This window comes from Gemella bergeri ATCC 700627 (assembly GCF_000469465.1).
Taxonomy (GTDB): domain Bacteria; phylum Bacillota; class Bacilli; order Staphylococcales; family Gemellaceae; genus Gemella; species Gemella bergeri.
On sequence record NZ_KI271798.1, the window covers coordinates 1 to 21,575 of the forward strand.

Consider the following 21,575-nt stretch of genomic DNA (forward strand, 5'->3'; position numbering starts at 1 on the left):
CCCTATCAGTCCTATATTTTGTAGATCCTTAATTTTACGGTTAATTTTTTATTATAAATTTTCTATGTAACTATATGCACTTTGTGCTGCTATAGCACCATCTGCTGTAGCGGTTACTACTTGGCGAATATCTTTTACCCTAACATCACCTGCTGCAAATATCCCGGCAACCTTTGTTTCAAGATTTTCCTTTGTTGGAATATATCCAACCTCATTAGTAATTCCCAGCTGTAAGAAATCTGCGGTCTGCGGTAACATTCCAACATAGATAAAGATACCGTCTGCTTCTAAGGAAGTTTTCTCTCCTGTTTTCACATTTTTCAATTCTATTGACGATACTTTACGTTCTCCTTTTATTTCCAAAGGAATACTGTCCCAAACAAATTCAATATTCTTCCTTGCAAAAGCTCTATCTTGTAAAATTTTCTGAGCACGCAATTTATCTCTTCGATGAATTATAGTTACTTTGCCAACTAAGTTTGATAGATATAACGCCTCTTCAATCGCAGAATCGCCTCCACCGATCACTACAACATTCTTATTTTTGAAGAATGCTCCGTCACAAACAGCGCAGTAGCTAACACCTTTTCCTGAAAAAAGTTCTTCTCCCGGAATTCCCAATGTTTTATGTTCTGATCCGGTAGCAATAATTACGGTTTTTGAAATATAAGTTTTTTCATCCGCCGTCAAATATTTCAACCCATCTTTTTCTTTGATTTCCGTAATATTTCCAAAAGCAAATTCTGTTCCAAATTTTTTAGAATGTTCAAACATTTTTTCCGATAATTCCGGACCGGTTATTTGCTCAAAACCGGTATAATTTTCTATTTCTTCAGTAGATAACATCTGTCCACCGGGATATTTTCTTTCCAACATTAATACAGATAAGTTTGCTCTTCCTGCATAAATAGAAGCTGTCATTCCCGCAGGACCTGCTCCTACTATTATTACATCATAGGTTTTTTCTGTCATACTTTACACCTTCTTTAAGAATTTATATACAAAATTTTCTTATCTTTATACTTTGTATTGAGTAATATTAAGTATATCAGACTTCCTATAACAAATACCAGTGAAAGAACTTGAGATATTCTGAACACCCCTAAATATAGCGAATCTGTTCTCATACCCTCTACAATAAATCTCTCTGTTCCATATAAAATTAAATATCCCACAAAAACTTCACTTTGTGATAATTTATTTCTCACTACTAATAAAATTATTAACGCCACAACACACCATAAACTTTCATATAAAAACGTTGGTTGTCGATATGCACCGTCTATGTACATATTTTCTATAATAAAATTAGGTATTAATCTATCTTGAAGATATTTTCTTGTAACTATTCCACCAAACGCCTCATGGTTAAAGAAATTCCCCCATCTTCCTAATGCTTGCCCAATCAATAAACTCGGAGCTATTATATCCAGCAATTTTATAATTTTTATATTTCTTTTTTTCGCAAAAAAATACAGTACTAAAAATCCACCTATTAAACCACCATAAATAGCAATACCACCATCCCAAATGGCAATTATTTCACCGGGATTTTTAGAATAATTATCCCACCTAAAAACAACATAATATAATCTTGCAAAAATAAATGCTACTGGCAACATCCTTAATAATAAATCCAACATTATTTCATCAGGTAAGCCACGTTTGGTTGCTTCTTTTTCTGCCATTAAATACGCTATCAGCACTGTAGTTGCTATTATTATTCCATACCAATATATCGGTTTTGAAAATAAATGAAATGCTATTGGATTAATATAATTTACGGTCATATTATTCCCCCTTACTATTTCTTATATTTTTTTTTCTTATTTCTTCTTCAAGGCGATTAGTAAATTCCTCAGCAGTATTTATTCCCATTTTATTCAATCTGTAATTCATCGCTGCCGACTCTATAATAATCGCCACGTTTCTGCCCGGTCGTACCGGAATAGTTTTTTTCTCAATTTTGGAATTTAAAATTTCTTTATATTCATCACTTAAACCTATACGATCATATTGCTTAGCCTCATTCCATGTTTCCAAATGAATATTAAGCTGTAATCTTTTATCACTTCTTACTGCCCCTGTTCCAAATAAAGTCATAACATTTATAATTCCTAACCCACGAATTTCCAACAAATGTTTTATAAGGGTAGATTCACAATTACCAATTAAATAATCTTTTTCCAATTCTTTGATATCAACTCTATCATCTGCTATTAATCTATGACCACGTTTAATAAGTTCAAGGGCAATTTCACTCTTACCAATACCACTCTCACCTGTAATAAGCACTCCGATACCATATACTTCAATAAAAACACCGTGAATAGATATAGTAGGGGCAAATTCCTTTTGAAGATAATTAGAAATACTCCCCATAACTTTTGTAGTATCATTTTTACTACGAAGTACCGGTGTATCATATTTATTAGAGGCTTCTATTAATTCTTTCGGAACATTTAAACCACGGGTTACAATAATGCAAGGTGTAATACGTGTACAAAGCATTCGCATTCGTGATTTTTTTTCTATATCTGCAACTAATTTAAAAAATGATAATTCACTCGTTCCCAATATTTGAATACGCTGTGGAGAATAATAAGAAAAATATCCTGCTAATTGCAATGCCGGGCGTGATAACTCATCAGAAATAATTTTACGATCCAGCCCTTTATCACCACTAATAATTTCTAAATTCAGCTTATCTACTAAATCCTTAGTTGTTAATTCTTTCATAAAAATTATCTCCTATTAAAATTTTTTAATAATTATTTTTCTATCATTACTATTTAAAAACATATTAAATAACGATATGAATACAGCTAAAAATAATGCTGAAGCAAATGAACTAATTTCAAAACGTGGTGCCAATAAATACGAAACCAACGTTATTAAAAATGCGTTAATAAAAACAATAAAAATACCAAATGTCATAATAATCGGTATAATACTTATCATAAATAATAGCGGGCGAATAAACATATACAACAAAGTAATTAATAACGCCCCAACAAATCCATAAATCGGTTTTTCTATTCGTAAACTATTGCCAAAAAGTCCTGAAAAAGCAAGCACTATTAAAAAGTTTATAACGATACTTTTTACAAAATTCCATATAAATGATTTTTTTTCTTTCATTCATTTTCCTCTTAATTAAAATCAAACTTTAAAATATAAGCAGGAGCCGGAGATGATTATCAAGAAAACATTATCCACTTTACAATCAGTCCTACTCCTACTCTATATTATTATAAATTATTTCATAAATTCTTCTGTGATTTGCGGTACTACCTGTTTTTTACGAGAAACTACACCTTCTAATGTCATCAGGTCATTAGTCAACACTTTTCCAAAGGCATTTGCCACTTTATCTTTTTTATCACCAAGAACAAAAACTTCAGAATTTGATGTTAAAATATTGGTAATAACGAAAACAAAAGCTGATAATCCTCTTTTTGATATTTCTTTATTAATTGCGTCCGTTAATTCAATTTGACGTTCTACAACTTCTTTTGCGTCAACGGTATTTATTTGAGCAATCACCAGCTTGTCTTCTCCTAAAATAAATTCCTTTGCATCTGCTGAAATTAAAGTTTGTGCCTCTTTATCTTTTGTTGATGCACCGGCTTTCAGCATGGCTAATCCGTATTCTTCTAAATTTACTTCAGCAATGCTTGCCAATTCTTCTGCTGCAATTCTGTCACGCAACGTACATGTTGGAGATTTAAAAAGTAATGAATCTGATATAATTGCTGATAACATCAAACCTGCCATTTGCTTATCTATATGAACACTTTGCTCTTCATATATTTTTTTTAGAATGGTTCCTGTACAACCTAGTGGCTCCGCTCTATAATATAACGGCCCTGATGTTTCAAAATTTGCAATACGGTGATGATCAATTACTTCACGAATAACAGCTTTTTCTATCCCATTCGCTGACTGCTGAAACTCATTATGATCCACTAAAATTACATTTTGCCCTTCTGATACCTCAGATATTAAGCGCGGTGCTCTTACATTAAAATATTCTAATGCGTATTTTGTTTCATCATTTAATTCACCTAAACGAACCGCTTCAGTATCCATTCCTTGGATTCTTTTTATATTATTGTAGACTACCGCTGAACAAATCGAATCTGTATCTGGATTTTTATGTCCGAAAATTAAAATATTAGTCATTTCTAAACTCCTTATCGCATATAATTACTGTACTCTCTATTTTACCTTGTTTTTTTAATTTTTTCAAATTTTACTTTTGAGTTGTAAATTAAAACCTTTCAAATCAAAATAAATAGTTTGTATTAAATATAGAAAGTTTTTTACGTTTGAATTATAATATTGTAAACACAAAAATAACTTCTTAATTTATTTAGTTTATACTAATTATTTCTTTTTATATGTTTTTTCTTTTTGTGCTTTTAACTCTTTTATTCTTTTCTTTCTTTCCTCTATTCGAGCTTTTTTCTCTTCACGTTTTTGACTTCTGACAGGTCCGCGTGCGATATGTTCCTTACTATCATTTGTTACTAAATTAGTAGGTTCTTTTTTTATCTCTATTTCTTCATGACGTTCAACTTTTATACGAAGAAGATTTGATACTACTTCACTTTCAATTTCATCAATCATATATTCAAACATCTCATGTCCTTCGTTTTTATATTCTCGAAGTGGATCTATTTGTCCATATGAACGCAAGAAAATACCTTTTCGTAATTGATCCATTTGATCAATATGATCTGTCCATCTGTCATCTATAGAGTTAAGCAGAATATATTTTTCAAATGAATTCATTGTATCTTCACCTAAAAGTTCACGTTTGTTCTCCAATTCTTTGTTGATTTTACGAAGCGCAAGTTCTTTAATTTCTTCATCTGACATAACTTCGGCATACTCTACATCTAAAATAGGATTTGCGCCTAAAAACTTCTCGTTTATTGACTTAACAATTTCTTCAGTTTCTTCTCTTTCACTTTGCGCTTCCATCATTTCTCCGGCATATTGAATAGTTTTATCAACAGCTTCACCGACCATTCTATCAATAATATCAGTTACAACTTCATTTTCCAATACTTCATTACGTTCACCATACATAATCTCACGTTGTTTTCGCAAAACATCATCATACTGAAGCACTTGCTTACGTGCATCATAGTTGTTTCCTTCTACACGTTTTTGAGCACTTTCTACTGATTTACTTACCATTCTACTTTCCAATGGAGTATCATCAGCAGCTCCCATAATTCGTTTAAGTCTATCTGCTCCGAATCGAACCATAAGTTCATCCTCTAGTGATAAATAAAAGCGACTATATCCCGGGTCACCTTGACGTCCTGAACGTCCTCGCAACTGATTATCAATACGACGTGACTCATGACGTTCTGTACCAATCACAGCTAAACCACCTAATTCCCGAACTCCTTCTCCTAATTTAATATCAGTACCACGACCTGCCATGTTGGTAGCTATAGTAACAGAACCTTTTTGCCCTGCTTGTTTAATTATTTCAGCTTCACTTTCATTTTGTTTAGCATTTAAAACTTTGTGAGGTACTCCATATTTGTATAGAAGTTTTGAAACAAGTTCACTGGTTTCAATAGAAACTGTACCCAAAAGAATAGGTTGACCTGCATCATAACGTTCTTTTACTTCTTTAGCTACTGCATTAAACTTAGCATTCATATTTGAATAAATAAAATCAGGAGCATCTTCCCTTATTACAGGCATATTGGTAGGAATAGTGGTAACGTACATATTATAAATATTTCTAAATTCTTCTTCTTCAGTTTTTGCTGTCCCTGTCATACCACTAAGTTTTTTATACATTCTAAAGAAATTTTGGAATGTAATTGTCGCCATTGTTTTACTTTCACGTTGAATTGGAACATTTTCTTTTGCTTCAATTGCTTGGTGAAGCCCTTCTGAAAAACGACGTCCCGGCATTGTACGACCTGTGAATTGGTCAACTATCAAAATTTCTCCATCTTCTGCAACAACATAATCAACATCAAGTGCCATTGTATAATTTGCTTTTAACGCCTGATTTATATGATGTGTTAAATCTACATTTTTTAAATCATAAAGATTTTTTAACCCAAAATGATTTTCTGCTTTATCTATACCATTTTCTGAAAGCTGAATAGCTTTTGTTTTTACATCTAATGTATAATCACCGTCACTGCCGTCTTCTTCAGCACGTTTTAATGTTTTAACAAACGCATTAGCTACATGATATAACGACGTAGATTCTTGCCCTTCTCCGGAAATAATAAGAGGTGTTCTAGCTTCATCAATTAATACTGAGTCAACCTCATCGATTACAGCATAGTTTAACGGACGTTGAACACGCGCTTCAACAGATTTAACCATATTATCTCTCAAATAATCAAAACCTAATTCATTATTTGTTGAATAAGTAATATCAGCATTATATGCTTCTCTTTTTTCTTCCGAATTCATTGAGTTAAGGTTAAGTCCTACACTTAGCCCTAAATAATTGTAAAGAACTCCCATTTCTTCAGCATCACGTTGAGATAAGTACTCATTGACCGTTACAACATGAACACCATCTCCTGCTAAAGCATTAAGATACACCGGCATTGTTGCTGTTAAAGTTTTACCTTCTCCGGTTTTCATCTCTGCAATATCCCCACGATGAAGGGCAATTCCACCCATAATTTGCACCTTATAAGGTTTCATACCTAAAGCGCGGAGTGCTCCCTCACGTGCAGTTGCAAAAGCATCTACTAATACTTTATCTAAAATATCAGCTATCGGTTTTCCGTTATCTTTTTCCTCTTGTATGTAATCTTTAAATTCTTGAGTTTTATTTTTTAATTGTTCATCAGTTAAATTTGAATATTCTTCGTCTTTAGCTAATACTTTATCAGCTAATTTTGCTAAATTTTTAACTTCTTTTTTATTAGCATCAAATATTTTACTTAAAATAGCCATTCATATATTCCTTCCAAAATAAATTTTATATACTATAATACATCATACAATTATAGCACTCATTTCGCTTTAAAGCAATAATTATAAAGAGATTTTAAGTATTTATTAAGTAAAATATGTTTTTATATCTTCTATTCTTCCGATAAAACAGTTGACTAATAATTATTTTAATGATAAACTAGTAAACAGTGTAAAATGATAGTAGTAGATTAATTATTATTGCCCCTATGTTATACGTTCTCACGTGGCTACTCGTAACCTATGCTACTAGGTGAAGTTCCAATTTTATAACATATACAACAATGATTAGTCATGCTTTTTGTTTTATACACAAAAAACAAAAAGATTAAAGGAGGAGCATATTCATGGCTCGTTTTACAGGTTCAACTTGGAAAAAATCTCGTCGTTTAGGTATCTCTCTAAGCGGCACAGGTAAGGAGTTGTCTAAACGTCCTTACGCACCGGGACAACATGGTCCAATTTTGAGAAAAAAACTATCTGAATACGGATTACAATTACAAGAAAAACAAAAACTTCGTTACCTACACGGTATGAACGAAAAACAATTCCGTAAATTATTTGATAAAGCAGGGAAAATGCAAGGTCTTCACGGTGAAAACTTTATGGCATTACTTGCGACTCGTTTGGATTCAGTAGTTTACAGCTTAGGTTTAGCTAGAACTAATCGTCAAGCTAGACAATTGGTTAACCATGGTCATGTTCTTGTTGATGGTAAAAAAGTTGACATCGCTTCTTACGCACTGAAACCAGGACAAGTGGTTTCAGTAAGAGAAAAATCAAGAAACTTGGAAATCGTTAAAGAAGCTGTAGAAATCACCAACTTTATTCCTGAATACTTAACTTTTGATGCTGATAAATTAGAAGGATCATTAGTAAGATTACCGGAAAGAAGTGAACTACATCCAGAAATTAACGAACAACTTATTGTTGAGTACTACAGCAGATAATCTCTTTGTCAAAGGAACTCAATACCATTTAAACCTACTCAGTTACTTTTGAGTAGGTTTTTTATTAACTATAAATAGAATTTGATTAGTTTTCTAAATTTTATAATTCTCCAATCTAATAGTCATATTCAATACAAACTATGCCTTTTTCATTATTATCATCTATAATTTCAAGTACATCATCGTCAATCAGTTGTCTTAATATATCGGCATTATCTCTATCAATCTTAAAAACAATTTTCTTTATTTTCTTTATACCGTTGGGATGAATAAAATTTATGGGTTTCGGATCTATACTAAAATAACTCATTAAAAATGGAAAATCCACTCCTTCCGGGAAGAAACATCTATATTGTAAAATTCTACCTTTTGTATCAATTCTTTTAAGGTTATTAAATAATATTCCTTTTATACCTTTCTTTTTTAAAAACTCAACTTCTTCGTCTAAACTGCCAAAATCTTTCTCTATGCAAAAGCCGCATAGCCCCTCATCACAGGTATCCCAGTAATGAAATCTTTCCATTTTTTTACTTACACCGAATAATCTACTTAACAGTTTTACTATTTTAGGAATTCCCGTATTTTGCAATAATTCAATATAAGCCCCTTCGCTAAAATATATCAAAGCATTAATAGGATTTTCTTTTCTGCCATATTCAACTTCAAACCCTTTATTTCTCCATTCCTCAACAGCAACTTGTAAATTATTTACTTTATATATTATATGTCCACTTCTCATAATTCATCTCCATAAAACTTAATTTATTTCCTAAATATTTGCTAATATTATATCATTCTTAAATCTTTTTTTCTACTATCAAAAAATTTACTTATCCACAATGAGTTTATTAATTTTTAATATTTACAAAACTGTCATAACTGCTATTGCATTTCTTAATATTATATTAATGATAAATTCTTTTCTATATTCATAATTTAACGCTTTTAATAATTTTTTATCCCCTTATAAAGAAAATCAGTAGATCATAAAAATCTACCGATTATCTATTTTTAATATCTTTTGTTACAACATCTTCTCCAAACCATTTCTTCGAAATATCTTGGAATTTTTTTTCTTGATATAATTTTTTAAAAGCTGAATTTATTTTTTCAACAAGCATTTTATCCGCTTTCCTTGCTCCGACAGAAAATGATTCACTCTCAAAACCTGCACTAAATATATTATATTCTGATAATTTATTTTGTTGTTTTAAATAATAATTTGCATAAACTCTATCAATTAATAATGCTTCTATACGTTCATTCTCCAAATCTATTATTGCCTCGTTAAAACTCTCATATTGTGTCGCATCATTACCTTTTACAAAATCTTTTAGAACTTTTGGCTCTGCATTAAAAACATCGTAACCGGAAGACCCATTCTGTGCTCCGAGAACTTTTTCTTTTAATTCACTTACCTTTGTTATTCCGGAAGTTTTTTTTGTTACAATCACCTGTTCATTAATCATGTAATCATCTGTAAATAAAACATTTTGTTCTCGCTCTTTTGTTCTTGAATAACCATTCCATATTAAATCAATATTACCGTTTTTTAATTCTGTTTCTTTTAAATCCCAATTAATAGCTTGCCACTCTACATTAATTCCATATTCAGCAAAAACAGCATTTGCCAGATCAATATCAAAACCGATATTTGCACCGCTTTTGTCTTGAAATCCCATTGGCACAAAAGTATTATCAAAACCAATTACTATTTTTTTAGAATTTTCAAAATCTTTCCAATTATCATTTTTAGGCTTATTCGCTCCACCACTAGCACAACCCGTTAACAATATAAAAGTAGAGATTATATAAAGTATAATTTTTATTTTTTTCATATTTTTATCACCTTACTTAGCTTCTATTTTCAAAATACTATCAGCAATGTTTTCGGCAAATTTCAAATCATGGGTTACCACTATTTGAGTAATTCCTAATTCTCTATTTTTTAAAATCAGTTTTTCAACCTCCAAACGCAATTCAGGATCTAAGGCACTCGTCGGTTCATCATAACCGATTATTTTAGGCTCAATCATCATTGCACGTGCCAAAGCCACACGTTGTTTTTGACCACCTGACAATGAATGTGGATACGAATTTATTTGTTTACTAAGACCCAACTTTTCTAGCAACTCTTTAGCTTTTTTCTTTGCTGTTTCTTTTGACATATTCAACGTTTTTATAGGGGATAAAGTTAAGTTATCTATTACCGTCAAATGTGGAAATAGTTGAAAATCTTGAAAAACGAATCCTAATAAATTTCTCTTTTCTAACTCATTAAGTGGTAAATTTTCATCATTATAGATAATTTCACCTGAGTCAATAGTTTCTAATCCTGCCAACATTCTTAAAAGTGTAGTCTTTCCTCCACCGGATGGACCAACAATAGCTAAAATTTTTCCATCTTCTACTGTTAAATTCAAATTAGAAATAATTTGTCTATCGTTATACGTTTTACATATATTTTTTAATTCTAACATAATTTAACTCCTATCATAATTATATTTATTTTCCACATGTTTTGAAACCAATGTTACTATTCCGATCAAAATTAAGTAGATAGCACCGGCTACAAACATCGGTGTTAAACTGGCATCCCTGTTAGCTGCTGTTCTGCTCGCTAATATTAAATCGCTTATTCCTAAAGCGTAAACTAAAGATGTATCTTTTACTAAACTCATAATCTCATTAAAAACACTAGGCAAAACAATTTTTATTACCTGCGGTAAAATTATAAAACGAATCGTTTGTAAATTAGTAAATTTTAACACCTTAGCTGCCTCATATTGCCCCTTTGGTACAGAATTTATACCACCACGAAAAATTTCCGCAAAATAAGCCGCATAATTTAGTGTAAATGCAATAATAGCAGCCGGTAGCCTTTCAAAACGAATACCTACATTTGGCAAAACATAATAAATAAAAATTAATTGTAATAATAACGGCGTTCACCTCATAATCCAAATATAAATGCTAATAATAAAGTTTACTATCTTTATATTAAACTGCATTATAAAAGAAACAATAATTCCTAGTGGAATTGATAAAATAAGAACTAAGAGAAATACTTCTATTGTAATCAATGCACCATTCAACAAACTAGGAAATATTTCTATTAAATATTCCATAATAACCTCCTATAATAACTTTATCATACAACTGTATATAGCAAACTTCTCTCTCCAATTTTCTGAAAACTTGTTATAATTGTACCAAAAATATATGTTAATTTCAATAATAATGTTCAAATAATAAAAAAAGAACGTCTTAAGACGCTCCAAAATTTATTTATTTAATTTTGATTCATGAAATTTTTTCATAATTCCTTCTTTTGATAACAAACTTCTTACTGTATCAGAAGGTTGTGCACCATTACCTAACCATTTTAACGCTAATTCTTCGTCAATTTTAACTTCTGCCGGATCTTTTACAGCATTGTAAGTACCGATAGTTTCAATAGAACGACCATCACGTGGAGATCTTGAATCAGCAACAACGATACGGTAAAAAGGTGATTTCTTAGCACCTAATCTTTTTAAACGGATTTTTACTGCCATGTTTGTACTCCTTATGTTTCAACTTTTTATTAATTTAATGTGTGTGTTTATGAAGTGTTTTAATGAAAAAGTTGAATCTTTTTGCTAAGGTTTCTAAGCTAGTAACTATTCTAACATTATAAAAAAAGAAAGTCAAGACTTTTTCAAAAAAAGTGTAAACTTTTTTTGTTGACATAGATATTATCCTTATAAACTTGACATATAGCGTTTTTTAAATTTAATGTCAAGTTCTTATATTTTATTTTACAATTATTTTGAAAATTCCCACATTGCTACTATTTCTGTTTTCAACTCGTCATAACTCCATATTTTTAATGTTCTTGTGTAACTATTCGGATCATTAATTATATAATTATCATCTTTATCTTTTGCTACAACTAGAATAATATGACCGACAGTTGTAAATTTCCCCGGTTTTACCGACATAATTATTGGATTCCCCCGTTTTAATACTTTATCTATATCCTCTTTACTTAAAGATACTTGATTAGATTTTAGCCCATATTCTTTTGCAATAAAATCAAAAAAATTCCAGCTGGTTCCATGTGATGTAAAATAACCATTTTTATTTTCTATTTCTGCAATCTTTCTTGGAGTAATAGTTTTATCATTTAATAATCCGCCAATCGCCATTGCAACACTCGTCGGTCCACATCCCCCGATCGCAACATCTATATCTCCCAGCTCATCATACGCCCATCTCCTATCCCACTGAATATAATAAGGGTATTTTCTTTTTAATTCTGCTGTTTCCCCATATTCAAATGGTATACGTTCTCCGGTTAAATACCCTAGTATATACTGTGTAGTATCTTTATTGTTTGCCAGCAACTTCTGTTGTGCCTCCGGCAGTTCATGTTTTCTGGTATAAATTAGTTGACCTACTAAATTGTTATTACTATTTCCCAATAAATTTCGGTTAATTTCATCTTCAGTTACTATAAAAGGATTAGGTTGTGCAACTCCACGTATTCCATCTCTTATTTTAATAGTTTTTTTATTCACTAAAGTCGTTTTTTTGCTGCTACCAAAAAATAATTCCGATAGTGAGTTTTTTGAAAAATATAAAAATAACATCCCACAAACTAAAATTATTCCAATTAGCACTTTTATAAATTTTTTCATTTAGTACCCTTTCTCAATTAATTTGTTTTTAAAATCAAAACTATTCCTATCAAAATCACTATACAATAACCTATTAAACTGTAAGAATCAGGAAATTCCCCTAAAAAAATAATACCCAATATACCTGCGAATAAAACTTGTGAATAATCAAAAACTGCAATGTTTTTTGCCGGTGCAAATCTATATGCAAATGTAACTCCAAATTGTCCGATAGAAGCACTAATACCCGCAAAAAGTAACATACTAATTTGATATATTGACATTTCATGATAATCAAAAATTAAATAAGGCAGTAGCATTAAGGTAGATGTAACTGAAAAAAACAAAATAATAAATTCTCCTGAAATCTTTTTCAAACCTAAATATCTAACACATGTATATGCTACTCCTGTTCCTAATGCCGACATCAATGCTGCAGCAGCTCCTTTACTTATTAAACCGTTTATATTAGGTTTAATAACAAATAATATTCCTATAAATGCAATAACAATGGCACCCACTTGAAATTTTGTCATTCTCTCTTTAAAAACAAAATATGATAATATTAAAATAATGAATGGTGAAAGTTTTTGTATAATTGATGCATCTGCCAAATTTATGTGACTAATAGCATAAAAATTAAAAATTAAGCCGATAGTCCCAAAAATAGCCCTTACGATTAAGGTGGACCATTCAATTTTATTGGCAGGTAATCTTAATTTTCTCCTATGTTTCATTAATGGAAATATTGTTATAAATGCAGCTATTAAGTTTCTAAAAAAAGCTTTTTGCATTGATGGCAGATTCCCTGATAATTTAACAAACAATGCCATCAACGCAAATCCAAAGCCTGCCATAACTATACAAAATATCCCCATTAAAATATTACTTCTACATTTCACTATTAAACAACTCCAATATACAAAAAATTTGTTCAATTGTCTTTTCAATATTTTTAGTTGCTATTTTTTTATCTAACGCTTCTCGTATTGAAATAACCCCTCGTTGAATAGTAAAACTTGCATCAATCAATTTTTTATTATTTTCTGAAAGTTGTTCCAACTCATCATCTTCAATACTGCCCGCTAAAAATATCACCTTTTTATTATTTTTTTTCGCAATTTTTGCTAATTCTATCGGTGCTTTTCCCATAAAACTTTGTTTATCTAAACAGCCTTCGCCCGTTATTAAAATGTCAATATCCTTGATTTTATTTTCTATATCCAAATAACTAATCATATATTCAGAACCTTTAAACATTTTTGAATTGGTAAAATTCAAAAAAGCATATGCCAATCCTCCGGCAGCTCCACTTCCTTTAATTATTGAAAAGTCTTTTTTATATTTATCGTAAACTATTTCAGAAAAATTCTTAACATAATCATCAACAATAGAAAAATCTTTTTTATCCAAACCTTTTTGCCCACCAAAAATATATGTTGCTCCATTTTTTCCATACAAAGGATTTTCTACATCACATATTAAATTAAACTTAGCATATTTTAAATACTTACTTACCATAGTATCATCTATTTTTACGATATTTTTTAATTCTGAAATTCCTCTTACGCAAAGATTATTATTTTCATCATAAAATTTAATACCAAGTGCGGCTAACATTCCTATACCGCAATCATTTGTTGCACTGCCACCAAGACCTATAGTAAAGGTTTTTATTCCTTCGTATAACAACGTATTTATCAAAATTCCTAAACCGTAGGTAGTTGTTTTATACGGATTGCATTCTTCTTTACTTAAATTTCTAATGCCGATTATCTCTGCAACTTCTATAACAGCTTCTTTAGTATCATGATTTACTAAGTATTTAACTTCAGTTTTTTCTCCGATTGCATTAACTGTAGTAAAAGTTTTTTTATCAAAATTTTCAAAAATATCTAAAAATCCGTCACCACCGTCAGCAACAACTTCTTTTACTATATCTATTTTTTTATTAGCATTCTTAATTGTTTTTTCTATTACTAAAGAAAGTTCTTTTGATGTTAAGCAACCTTTGAATTCATTCATCGCTATCATAACTTTCATTTTTATCTGCCCCTTAATATATACTTTCTTATATTCTAACATTAATTTTTCTCTTTTTAAAGTAGATACATTTTAAAATACATTATCTTAAACAATTAAAAACGTTAAAATTTTTAATATTACTTCGTATATAGCTTTACCATACGTTTATTACAAATTTAAAATTAATCAATTACTTTCTCAAGGTATTCCACTTTGTTTTATAACTTATCATATAAAAAATACGGAAGTTCACCCTAAACTTCCGTATTTTTTGTTCTATTACTTTCTACCAATAAGCAATCCACTTTGAATATAATCTTTCATTTCCTTACCATATCTCCATTTTTCAGCATATTCATCAGTAACATCAGAGTTTATGATTTGAAATTTTTTAAAGCCGGCTTTTTGTATTATTTTTATCATCTCTTCTTCCAGAAGAGCACCCGCAACTCAAGTACAGTGCATTTTTTGTGAATTTTTCCATTCTATTGGTAAATCTTTTTTTAATAATATATCCGAAATAACAAACATTCCTTCATCATTTAAGATACGATATATTTCATTATAAACTTTTTGCTTATCAGGTTCTAAATTTATTACACAGTTGCTTATTACCCTATCTACCATCTTATCTTTCAACGGAATATTGATCAATTCACCTTTTATAAATTCTATATTTTTTAATCCTTTTTTATCACGAACACTTTTTGCTTTTTCCAACATAGAATCCAATCTGTCTAAACCATATAATGTTCCTGCTTTAGGATATTTCATTCTGGAAATAAAAATATCCATTCCGGCTCCGCAACCTAAATCTATTAAACTTTGACCTTCTTTCAACTTCAAATATTGAATAGGATTCCCACAAGAAAGTCCCATATTTATTTCATCAGGAAACTCGTTTATTATTTTTTCATCATACCCCAGAGATTTACTCAAATCTTTTGGATTAATTTTTGTCTTTTTTTTATTCTTTGAGATATTATCATAGAATGAATCTACTGATAATCTTATTTTTAAATTCTTTTGTTCTGACATATTATCCCTTCCTATATTTTGAATGTTATTTTTCCCGTCTTAAAAGATAATCTGCAAGTTGCTCCAAATTATTATTTTCTAATTTTTTGGCAATATTTTTTGCATTTTGGGTATGTTTTAATAAGAACTGCTCACACTCTGCTATTCCATAAAAACTCAGATAAGTAATCATATTTTCATCACTTGGAAGTTTACCAATTTTTTTAAAATCTCCGTAATAATCTAATATATCATCTTTAATTTGGTATGCAATTCCTAATTCTTTGCCAAAATCTTTTATTAATTCATAATCACTTTTTTTCTCAGCTATTAATGCTGCAAAATCTAGCGGTAATTCTATTAATTTCCCTGTTTTTAAACTATGCATATTACGAAGATAATTTGCATCAACATTAAAATTTTTTTGTTTAACATCGTAAATTTGGCCGGCAATCATACCCATAGCTCCTGAATAATTTGCCAATTGTTTTATCAACCTTATTTTTAATTTACTATCTACTTCACATTCTGAAAGCACTTCAAAAGCTAATGTTAACATGGCATCTCCAGTTAAAACCGCAACATCTACCCCATGAACTTTATGATTTGTAAGTTTTCCCCAACGATAATCGTCATTATCCATCTCCGGTAAATCATCATGAACCAACGAATAAGTATGTACTAATTCTATAGCAAGTGCTACGTCAAAGTATTTATTATAATTCACTTTATAATAATCTAATAAATATAAAAATGACAATGGACGAATTTTTTTACCGTCATTTATTAAAGAATAAATAATAGATTCCTTTAAAGGAAGTGGAATATCTAAAGCCTTTATATATTCTCTGGAAAAATCATTTAATTTAGGTCTATGTACTTGGGTAAATAATTCAAAGTTATTCATTATCTTTAAAATCCTTAACTATTTTTTCAACTTCTTTTTCAGCATTTTCTATAATTTGATTACAATTTTTTATAATTTCAATACCTGCTTTATATTGTTCCAGTGAATCTTCCAATGACAAATTTCCACTTTCTAAATTAACTACTATTTTTTCTAATTGAGCTAAATTAGATTCAAAATTTTCTTTTTTCATTTACTTAACTCCTTCTTTTAATACTTCTTTTACTTCACAGGTAAAAACTCCATCCAACAACTGCACCGTTGGATTATCTTTCGGCTTTATTTCTTTAACAGAAGTTACTTTTTTATCTTCTAAAAATGTGATTGAATAACCTTTTTTCATAATATTAATAGGTGAATTTGCTTCTAAGTGTTCAATAGTTTTTGCAAAATTTTCTTTATATTTTTCCAAAATATCTATATCTAAAAATTCTTCTTTTTTATAAAAAAAATCTATTTTTTTTTCTTTTATACCAGCACTAAGAATACGCTGTAAATTTTTTTCTGTCGTTTCTAAATTTCTTTTATACTCTAAGTATATATTAAGATAATTTTTTATATATGGATTCTCTTTATTTTTTATTATACACGCCTTACTACTTTCCAAGATAAATTTTATTCTGTTGTTTAATTTATCTAAATTAAACTTAAGTTTATTTTTTATATCTTCAATATTTGGAGTAACTATCTCCGCCGCTGCTGTCGGAGTCGAAGCTCTCATATCAGAAACAAAATCTGCTAATGTAGTATCGGTTTCATGACCTACTCCGGTTACTATCGGTGTATTACAATTAAAAATAGCTCTAACTACTTCTTCAGTATTAAAACTCCACAAATCTTCTATTGAACCTCCACCACGTGCTAAAATAATTACATCATTATCTCCATTATCTGCCAATTTCATATTTTTAACTATATCTTGAACGGAATTTTCACCTTGAACAAGCGTTGAATATAAATTAATATTAGCTAATGGAAAACGTCGCATTATCGTTCTTTTTATATCTTGAATAGCTGCACCCGTTTCTGCCGTAACAACTCCTATATTTTCACTTAGTTTCGGTATCTGTTTTTTATATAACGAAGAGAAAAGACCCTCTTTATCTAATTTTTCTTTTAATTCTAAAAATTTTTGATAAAGCTCTCCTATACGGTCTTTTTTCATATCAATAACTAATAAATTATGTTCTCCCCTTGGAAAATAATAATTTATTTTTGATTTAATAAGAACCGTATCGCCATCTTTAAACTCAAAATTTTTTGTACCAAACCAGACAGCTTCTATTCTGGTGTTTTCATCTTTTATCGAAAAATATATATTATTATTGTTATGTATTTTAAAATTAGAGATTTCTCCTTTTATATAGATTTTTCCCAAGTATGGATCTAGGAGAAATTTTCTTTCTATGTATTTATTTAAGGCTGTGACTGTTAAATACGTTCTCTCTTTCATTTGAATACCCCTTATTTCGTACTATTTTCCACTACACCTTTTAAAACACCATTTATAAATTTATAACTTTCATCTTTTTCACTATATTTTTTGGATAACTCAACCGCTTCATTTATAGAAACTTTGTATGGAATTTCACTATATAGAATTTCGTAAGTAGCTATACGAAGTATTTGTCTATCCATTTTTGATAATCGTTCTAATTTCCAATCTTTTAAATTTGAACTTATAACGCCATCTATTTCATCTATGTTCATCAATATTTGTGCTAAAGTTTCATTTACATATTTACTTCCTGAAATTTCTTCATTTTCCAATTCTAATAACTCTTTAAAATTTAAATCTGTTTTTTCTACCTGAAATAAGATTTTAAAAACAGCTTCTCTTAATTCATGTCTACTCTTCATTTTTTCTCCTACTAAAAATCTATTCCTAAAATATTTACATTGACACTTTTTGTATTGATTTCAGTCATATTGAAAATTGAGTTTTTTACATTTTCTTGAATTTTTCTGGCAACTTTCGTTACTGAAAAACCAGATTTTAAATTACAATAGACATCTATAATTAATTCTTCACCGGAAAATTCCAAATCTACACCTTTTGAATATATTTTTTTACCTAATAATTTTGACACTCCTTCTACTTCGGTAGTTGCTATATTAGCAATTACCGTTAAAGCATGTGGATTAATTTCTACAGTTCCCAATTTTTTATTTTCCATGGAATTATCCTCCTAATCATATAATAGTTTGTTTACTTAAAGACAAAATAATTCTTATAATAAGTTTTATTATATCATATTTTCAAAGAAAAAAGATAGCAATAGCTACCTTTTATCTTTAATGCTCTTTTAAATGTTTTTAAGCAATTCTTCAAATGCGTTATCAATATTATCTTTATTTTTTGCCCCTGCTTGCGCCATGTTAGGTCTACCCCCACCACGACCATCGCACATTGTTGCTAATACATTTACTAGTTTTCCTGCATTATAACTTTTAGTTAAGTTATTATCCACAGCAACTACAAAATTTACTTTATCATCATTAATGGAAGCAAATGCAATTATATAATTTTCTAATTTTGTCTTAGCATTATCAACTAACTGTTTCAAATGATTCATATTATCCGATTCTACTACAGCAGTTAAAACATTTATATTATTTACGACTTTCACATCGTTTACTAAATTATTTAATTCTGCGTTAGCAATTTTTTGTTGTAAACTTTCTTTTTCTTTGGATAGTTTCTTAATTTCTGTTTGTAAGTGTGAAACTTTTTCTACAACATTATTTGCATTACCTTTAACAAGTTTTTCTACAGCGTGCAATGTACGTTCTTGTTCTTTTTGATATTTATAAGCTGCTTTTCCCGTTAACGCTTCAATACGTCGTACTCCGGCTGCTACTCCTGATTCAGAAATAATTTTGAAAATTCCTATTTCTGCACTATTTGCATTATGTGTACCACCACATAACTCAATAGAATAATCACCTATTGATACTACCCTTACTACATCACCATATTTTTCTCCAAATAATGCTTGTGCACCAAGTTTTTTTGCTTCTGCAATCGGCATTTCTTCCGTTTTAATTTCAAGTGAATTCCAAATTTGTTTGTTTACTTCTTCTTCCACCTGCTCAATTTCTTCTTTTGTTAATGGAGCAAAATGAGTAATATCAAAACGTAATTTTTCATCTGTTACCAATGAACCTGCTTGTTTAATATGAGAACCTACTTTTTGTCTTAATGCTTCATTTAATAAGTGTGTTCCTGTATGATTTTTTTCAATATTTAGTCTATATTCTCTATCAACTTCCAATGTATATTTATCGCCGACAACTAATTCGCCCTCTATAACTTTTATAAAGTGAATATGACGTTTATCCGGTAGTTTTTTTACATCAAGTACATTTGCTTTGACATTTTGTGAAAAAATGATACCATGATCGGCAACTTGTCCACCACTTTCTGCATAAAATGGTGTTTTGTCAAATACTACTTTCACAACTTCAGAACCTCGGTAAGAATTTAACACATTTTCTTCTTTATCAACTATTGCCAATAACGATGCGTTTTTCTCCGCTAATTGTGTATAACCGACAAATTCACTATCTCCAATAATTTTACTGTACAGATCAGTTTGAACCTGCATTGAAGAATCCTCTTGGCGAGATGCACGAGCACGTTCTTTTTGTTTTTCCATTTCTTCGTTGAAACCATCTAAATCTACAGTTAAGCCGTACTCTTCGGCATATTCTTGTGTTAATTCAATAGGAAATCCAAATGTATCATATAATTTAAACGCATCATTTCCTGAAATGATTTTCGTCGTATTTTTTACTTCTTCTACAATTGTTTCTAAGATTGCTTCGCCTTCATTTAATGTTTCATGGAAACGATCTTCTTCTTTTAATATGACATCTTTGACAAAATTAGCTGATTCTTTAACATTCGGGTAATAATCAACCATAATATCTGCAACAACGTCAGTCAACTTATACATAAATGAGGTATTCAATTCTAAAACTTTTGCATAACGAACCGCACGACGCAGTAATCGTCTTAATATATAACCACGTCCCTCATTTGACGGCAACGCCCCATCAGCTATTGCAAATACCACCGTTCTAATATGATCGGCAATCACTTTAAATGCAACATCTTGTTCAACAGACGCACCATATTTTATACCCGATAATTTTTCTATTTCACGCATAATCGGCATAAATAAATCCGTATCAAAGTTAGTCGGCACATCTTGTAATACTGAAACTATACGTTCCAATCCCATACCGGTATCGATATTTTTTGCAGGTAATTCTGTATATGTACCATCGGCATTGTGATTATATTGGCTAAATACTACATTCCAAACTTCAAGATAACGTTCATTTTCCCCACCGGGATACATCTCTTCTTTCGGTGATGTTGTATCGATATCTTCTCCTCGATCATAAAAAATCTCCGTATTTGGTCCGGACGGACCTTCTCCAATATCCCAGAAATTTCCTTCAATACGAATAATTCGTTCTTCAGGCAAACCAATATCGTTTTTCCAAATATCATATGCTTCCATATCTTCGGGATGAATAGTTACAGATAATTTTTCTTTTTCGAGTGCTAACCATTTTTCAGCTGTTAAAAACTCCCACGCCCATTCAATAGCTTCTTTTTTAAAATAATCACCAATTGAAAAATTTCCCAACATTTCAAAAAATGTATGATGACGTGCTGTTTTTCCAACATTTTCAATATCGTTAGTTCTTATAGATTTTTGTGAATTTACTATTTTTGGATTTTCCGGAATTTCACGTCCATCAAAATACTTTTTCAATGTTGCTACACCTGAGTTAATCCATAATAAAGACGGGTCATCTATCGGTACGAGTGAAGCACTCGGTTCTATCTTATGATTTTTTTCTACGAAAAAATCTAAAAACATTCTTCTTGTTTGTGATGATGTCAGTTGTTTCATTGCTGTTCTCCTTTCGATATTGTAAAATAACAACTAAAAAATGTCCCTTGTGTAAAATTACACAAGGGACGACTATAATCGTGTTACCACCCTATTTCGAGCATAAAAC

The 21,575-nt window shown here is 30.1% G+C and carries 22 protein-coding genes and 1 pseudogene; 1 reads left to right on the forward strand and 22 read right to left on the reverse strand.

The features are described from left to right. Positions 1-51: 51 nt before the first annotated feature. The 6 genes from trxB to secA all read right to left on the reverse strand — a co-directional run bounded on the left by trxB (position 52) and on the right by secA (position 6,957). Positions 52-972 carry a thioredoxin-disulfide reductase gene (gene trxB, locus HMPREF1983_RS00540; RefSeq protein WP_021752318.1) on the reverse strand — a complete coding sequence of 307 codons (921 nt, stop codon included), beginning with the start codon at positions 970-972 and terminating at the stop codon, positions 52-54. Positions 973-986: 14 nt separating this feature from the next. After that, positions 987-1,790 carry a prolipoprotein diacylglyceryl transferase gene (gene lgt / locus HMPREF1983_RS00545; protein ID WP_021752319.1) on the reverse strand — a complete coding sequence of 268 codons (804 nt, stop codon included), beginning with the start codon at positions 1,788-1,790 and terminating at the stop codon, positions 987-989. A 1-nt stretch (position 1,791) separates the two neighbouring features. Continuing rightward, positions 1,792-2,739: an HPr(Ser) kinase/phosphatase gene (gene hprK / locus HMPREF1983_RS00550; RefSeq protein WP_021752320.1), complete on the reverse strand. Its 948-nt coding sequence runs from the start codon at positions 2,737-2,739 to the stop codon at positions 1,792-1,794. Positions 2,740-2,754: 15 nt separating this feature from the next. After that, positions 2,755-3,141 carry a phage holin family protein gene (locus tag HMPREF1983_RS00555; protein WP_021752321.1) on the reverse strand — a complete coding sequence of 129 codons (387 nt, stop codon included), beginning with the start codon at positions 3,139-3,141 and terminating at the stop codon, positions 2,755-2,757. A gap of 117 nt (positions 3,142-3,258) precedes the next feature. Then, on the reverse strand, positions 3,259-4,185 hold the full coding sequence (locus HMPREF1983_RS00560) for a manganese-dependent inorganic pyrophosphatase (RefSeq protein WP_021752322.1): 927 nt from the start codon (positions 4,183-4,185) through the stop codon (positions 3,259-3,261). 204 nt (positions 4,186-4,389) lie between these two features. Beyond that, positions 4,390-6,957, reverse strand: coding sequence for a preprotein translocase subunit SecA (gene secA, locus HMPREF1983_RS00565; protein ID WP_021752323.1), 2,568 nt, complete (start codon positions 6,955-6,957; stop codon positions 4,390-4,392). A 365-nt stretch (positions 6,958-7,322) separates the two neighbouring features. Here secA and rpsD point away from each other — a divergent pair, with 365 nt between their 5' ends. Next, entirely contained in the window at positions 7,323-7,925 is a 603-nt protein-coding gene (gene rpsD, locus HMPREF1983_RS00570) for a 30S ribosomal protein S4 (RefSeq protein WP_021752324.1), read from the forward strand. Between the two features lie 115 nt (positions 7,926-8,040). On the opposite strand, the gene HMPREF1983_RS00575 is transcribed toward rpsD, so the two are convergent. From HMPREF1983_RS00575 to alaS, 16 genes and pseudogenes are all read right to left on the reverse strand, one after another. Next, complete coding sequence (locus HMPREF1983_RS00575; RefSeq protein WP_021752325.1) at positions 8,041-8,664, reverse strand: VOC family protein; 624 nt, start codon at positions 8,662-8,664, stop codon at positions 8,041-8,043. A gap of 262 nt (positions 8,665-8,926) precedes the next feature. Next, positions 8,927-9,763, reverse strand: coding sequence for an amino acid ABC transporter substrate-binding protein (locus HMPREF1983_RS00580; protein ID WP_021752326.1), 837 nt, complete (start codon positions 9,761-9,763; stop codon positions 8,927-8,929). Positions 9,764-9,775: 12 nt separating this feature from the next. Next, positions 9,776-10,405: an amino acid ABC transporter ATP-binding protein gene (locus HMPREF1983_RS00585; RefSeq protein WP_021752327.1), complete on the reverse strand. Its 630-nt coding sequence runs from the start codon at positions 10,403-10,405 to the stop codon at positions 9,776-9,778. Positions 10,406-10,408: 3 nt separating this feature from the next. Then, a pseudogene (locus HMPREF1983_RS00590) lies at positions 10,409-11,053 on the reverse strand (amino acid ABC transporter permease). A 156-nt stretch (positions 11,054-11,209) separates the two neighbouring features. Next, the gene (rpsP, locus tag HMPREF1983_RS00595; RefSeq protein ID WP_021752330.1) at positions 11,210-11,482 is read right to left on the reverse strand and encodes a 30S ribosomal protein S16; all 273 of its coding nucleotides are present in this window, start codon (positions 11,480-11,482) and stop codon (positions 11,210-11,212) included. A gap of 249 nt (positions 11,483-11,731) precedes the next feature. After that, on the reverse strand, positions 11,732-12,607 hold the full coding sequence (locus HMPREF1983_RS00600; RefSeq protein ID WP_021752331.1) for a C39 family peptidase: 876 nt from the start codon (positions 12,605-12,607) through the stop codon (positions 11,732-11,734). A gap of 17 nt (positions 12,608-12,624) precedes the next feature. Next, positions 12,625-13,488, reverse strand: a complete 864-nt coding sequence (locus tag HMPREF1983_RS00605) for a DMT family transporter (protein WP_245576409.1) — start codon at positions 13,486-13,488, stop codon at positions 12,625-12,627. Continuing rightward, complete coding sequence (locus HMPREF1983_RS00610) at positions 13,478-14,671, reverse strand: glycerate kinase (RefSeq protein WP_021752333.1); 1,194 nt, start codon at positions 14,669-14,671, stop codon at positions 13,478-13,480. Before HMPREF1983_RS00610 ends, HMPREF1983_RS00605 begins: the two co-directional genes overlap by 11 nt. A 219-nt stretch (positions 14,672-14,890) precedes the next feature. Further along, positions 14,891-15,034, reverse strand: coding sequence for a hypothetical protein (locus HMPREF1983_RS00615; protein ID WP_021752334.1), 144 nt, complete (start codon positions 15,032-15,034; stop codon positions 14,891-14,893). A 27-nt stretch (positions 15,035-15,061) separates the two neighbouring features. After that, the gene (locus tag HMPREF1983_RS00620; RefSeq protein ID WP_021752335.1) at positions 15,062-15,649 is read right to left on the reverse strand and encodes a methyltransferase domain-containing protein; all 588 of its coding nucleotides are present in this window, start codon (positions 15,647-15,649) and stop codon (positions 15,062-15,064) included. A gap of 25 nt (positions 15,650-15,674) precedes the next feature. Then, complete coding sequence (locus tag HMPREF1983_RS00625; protein WP_021752336.1) at positions 15,675-16,535, reverse strand: polyprenyl synthetase family protein; 861 nt, start codon at positions 16,533-16,535, stop codon at positions 15,675-15,677. Then, positions 16,528-16,728 (reverse strand): exodeoxyribonuclease VII small subunit, encoded by a 201-nt coding sequence (gene xseB / locus HMPREF1983_RS00630; RefSeq protein ID WP_021752337.1) that lies wholly within the window; start codon positions 16,726-16,728, stop codon positions 16,528-16,530. Before xseB ends, HMPREF1983_RS00625 begins: the two co-directional genes overlap by 8 nt. Then, positions 16,729-17,988: an exodeoxyribonuclease VII large subunit gene (gene xseA / locus HMPREF1983_RS00635; RefSeq protein WP_021752338.1), complete on the reverse strand. Its 1,260-nt coding sequence runs from the start codon at positions 17,986-17,988 to the stop codon at positions 16,729-16,731. 11 nt (positions 17,989-17,999) lie between these two features. Beyond that, positions 18,000-18,395, reverse strand: a complete 396-nt coding sequence (gene nusB, locus HMPREF1983_RS00640; protein ID WP_021752339.1) for a transcription antitermination factor NusB — start codon at positions 18,393-18,395, stop codon at positions 18,000-18,002. 11 nt (positions 18,396-18,406) lie between these two features. Beyond that, a complete protein-coding gene (locus HMPREF1983_RS00645) occupies positions 18,407-18,712 on the reverse strand; it encodes an Asp23/Gls24 family envelope stress response protein (protein WP_021752340.1) in 306 nt (101 codons plus the stop codon). Positions 18,713-18,841: 129 nt separating this feature from the next. Beyond that, a complete protein-coding gene (gene alaS / locus HMPREF1983_RS00650) occupies positions 18,842-21,466 on the reverse strand; it encodes an alanine--tRNA ligase (RefSeq protein ID WP_021752341.1) in 2,625 nt (874 codons plus the stop codon). Positions 21,467-21,575 lie beyond the last annotated feature (109 nt).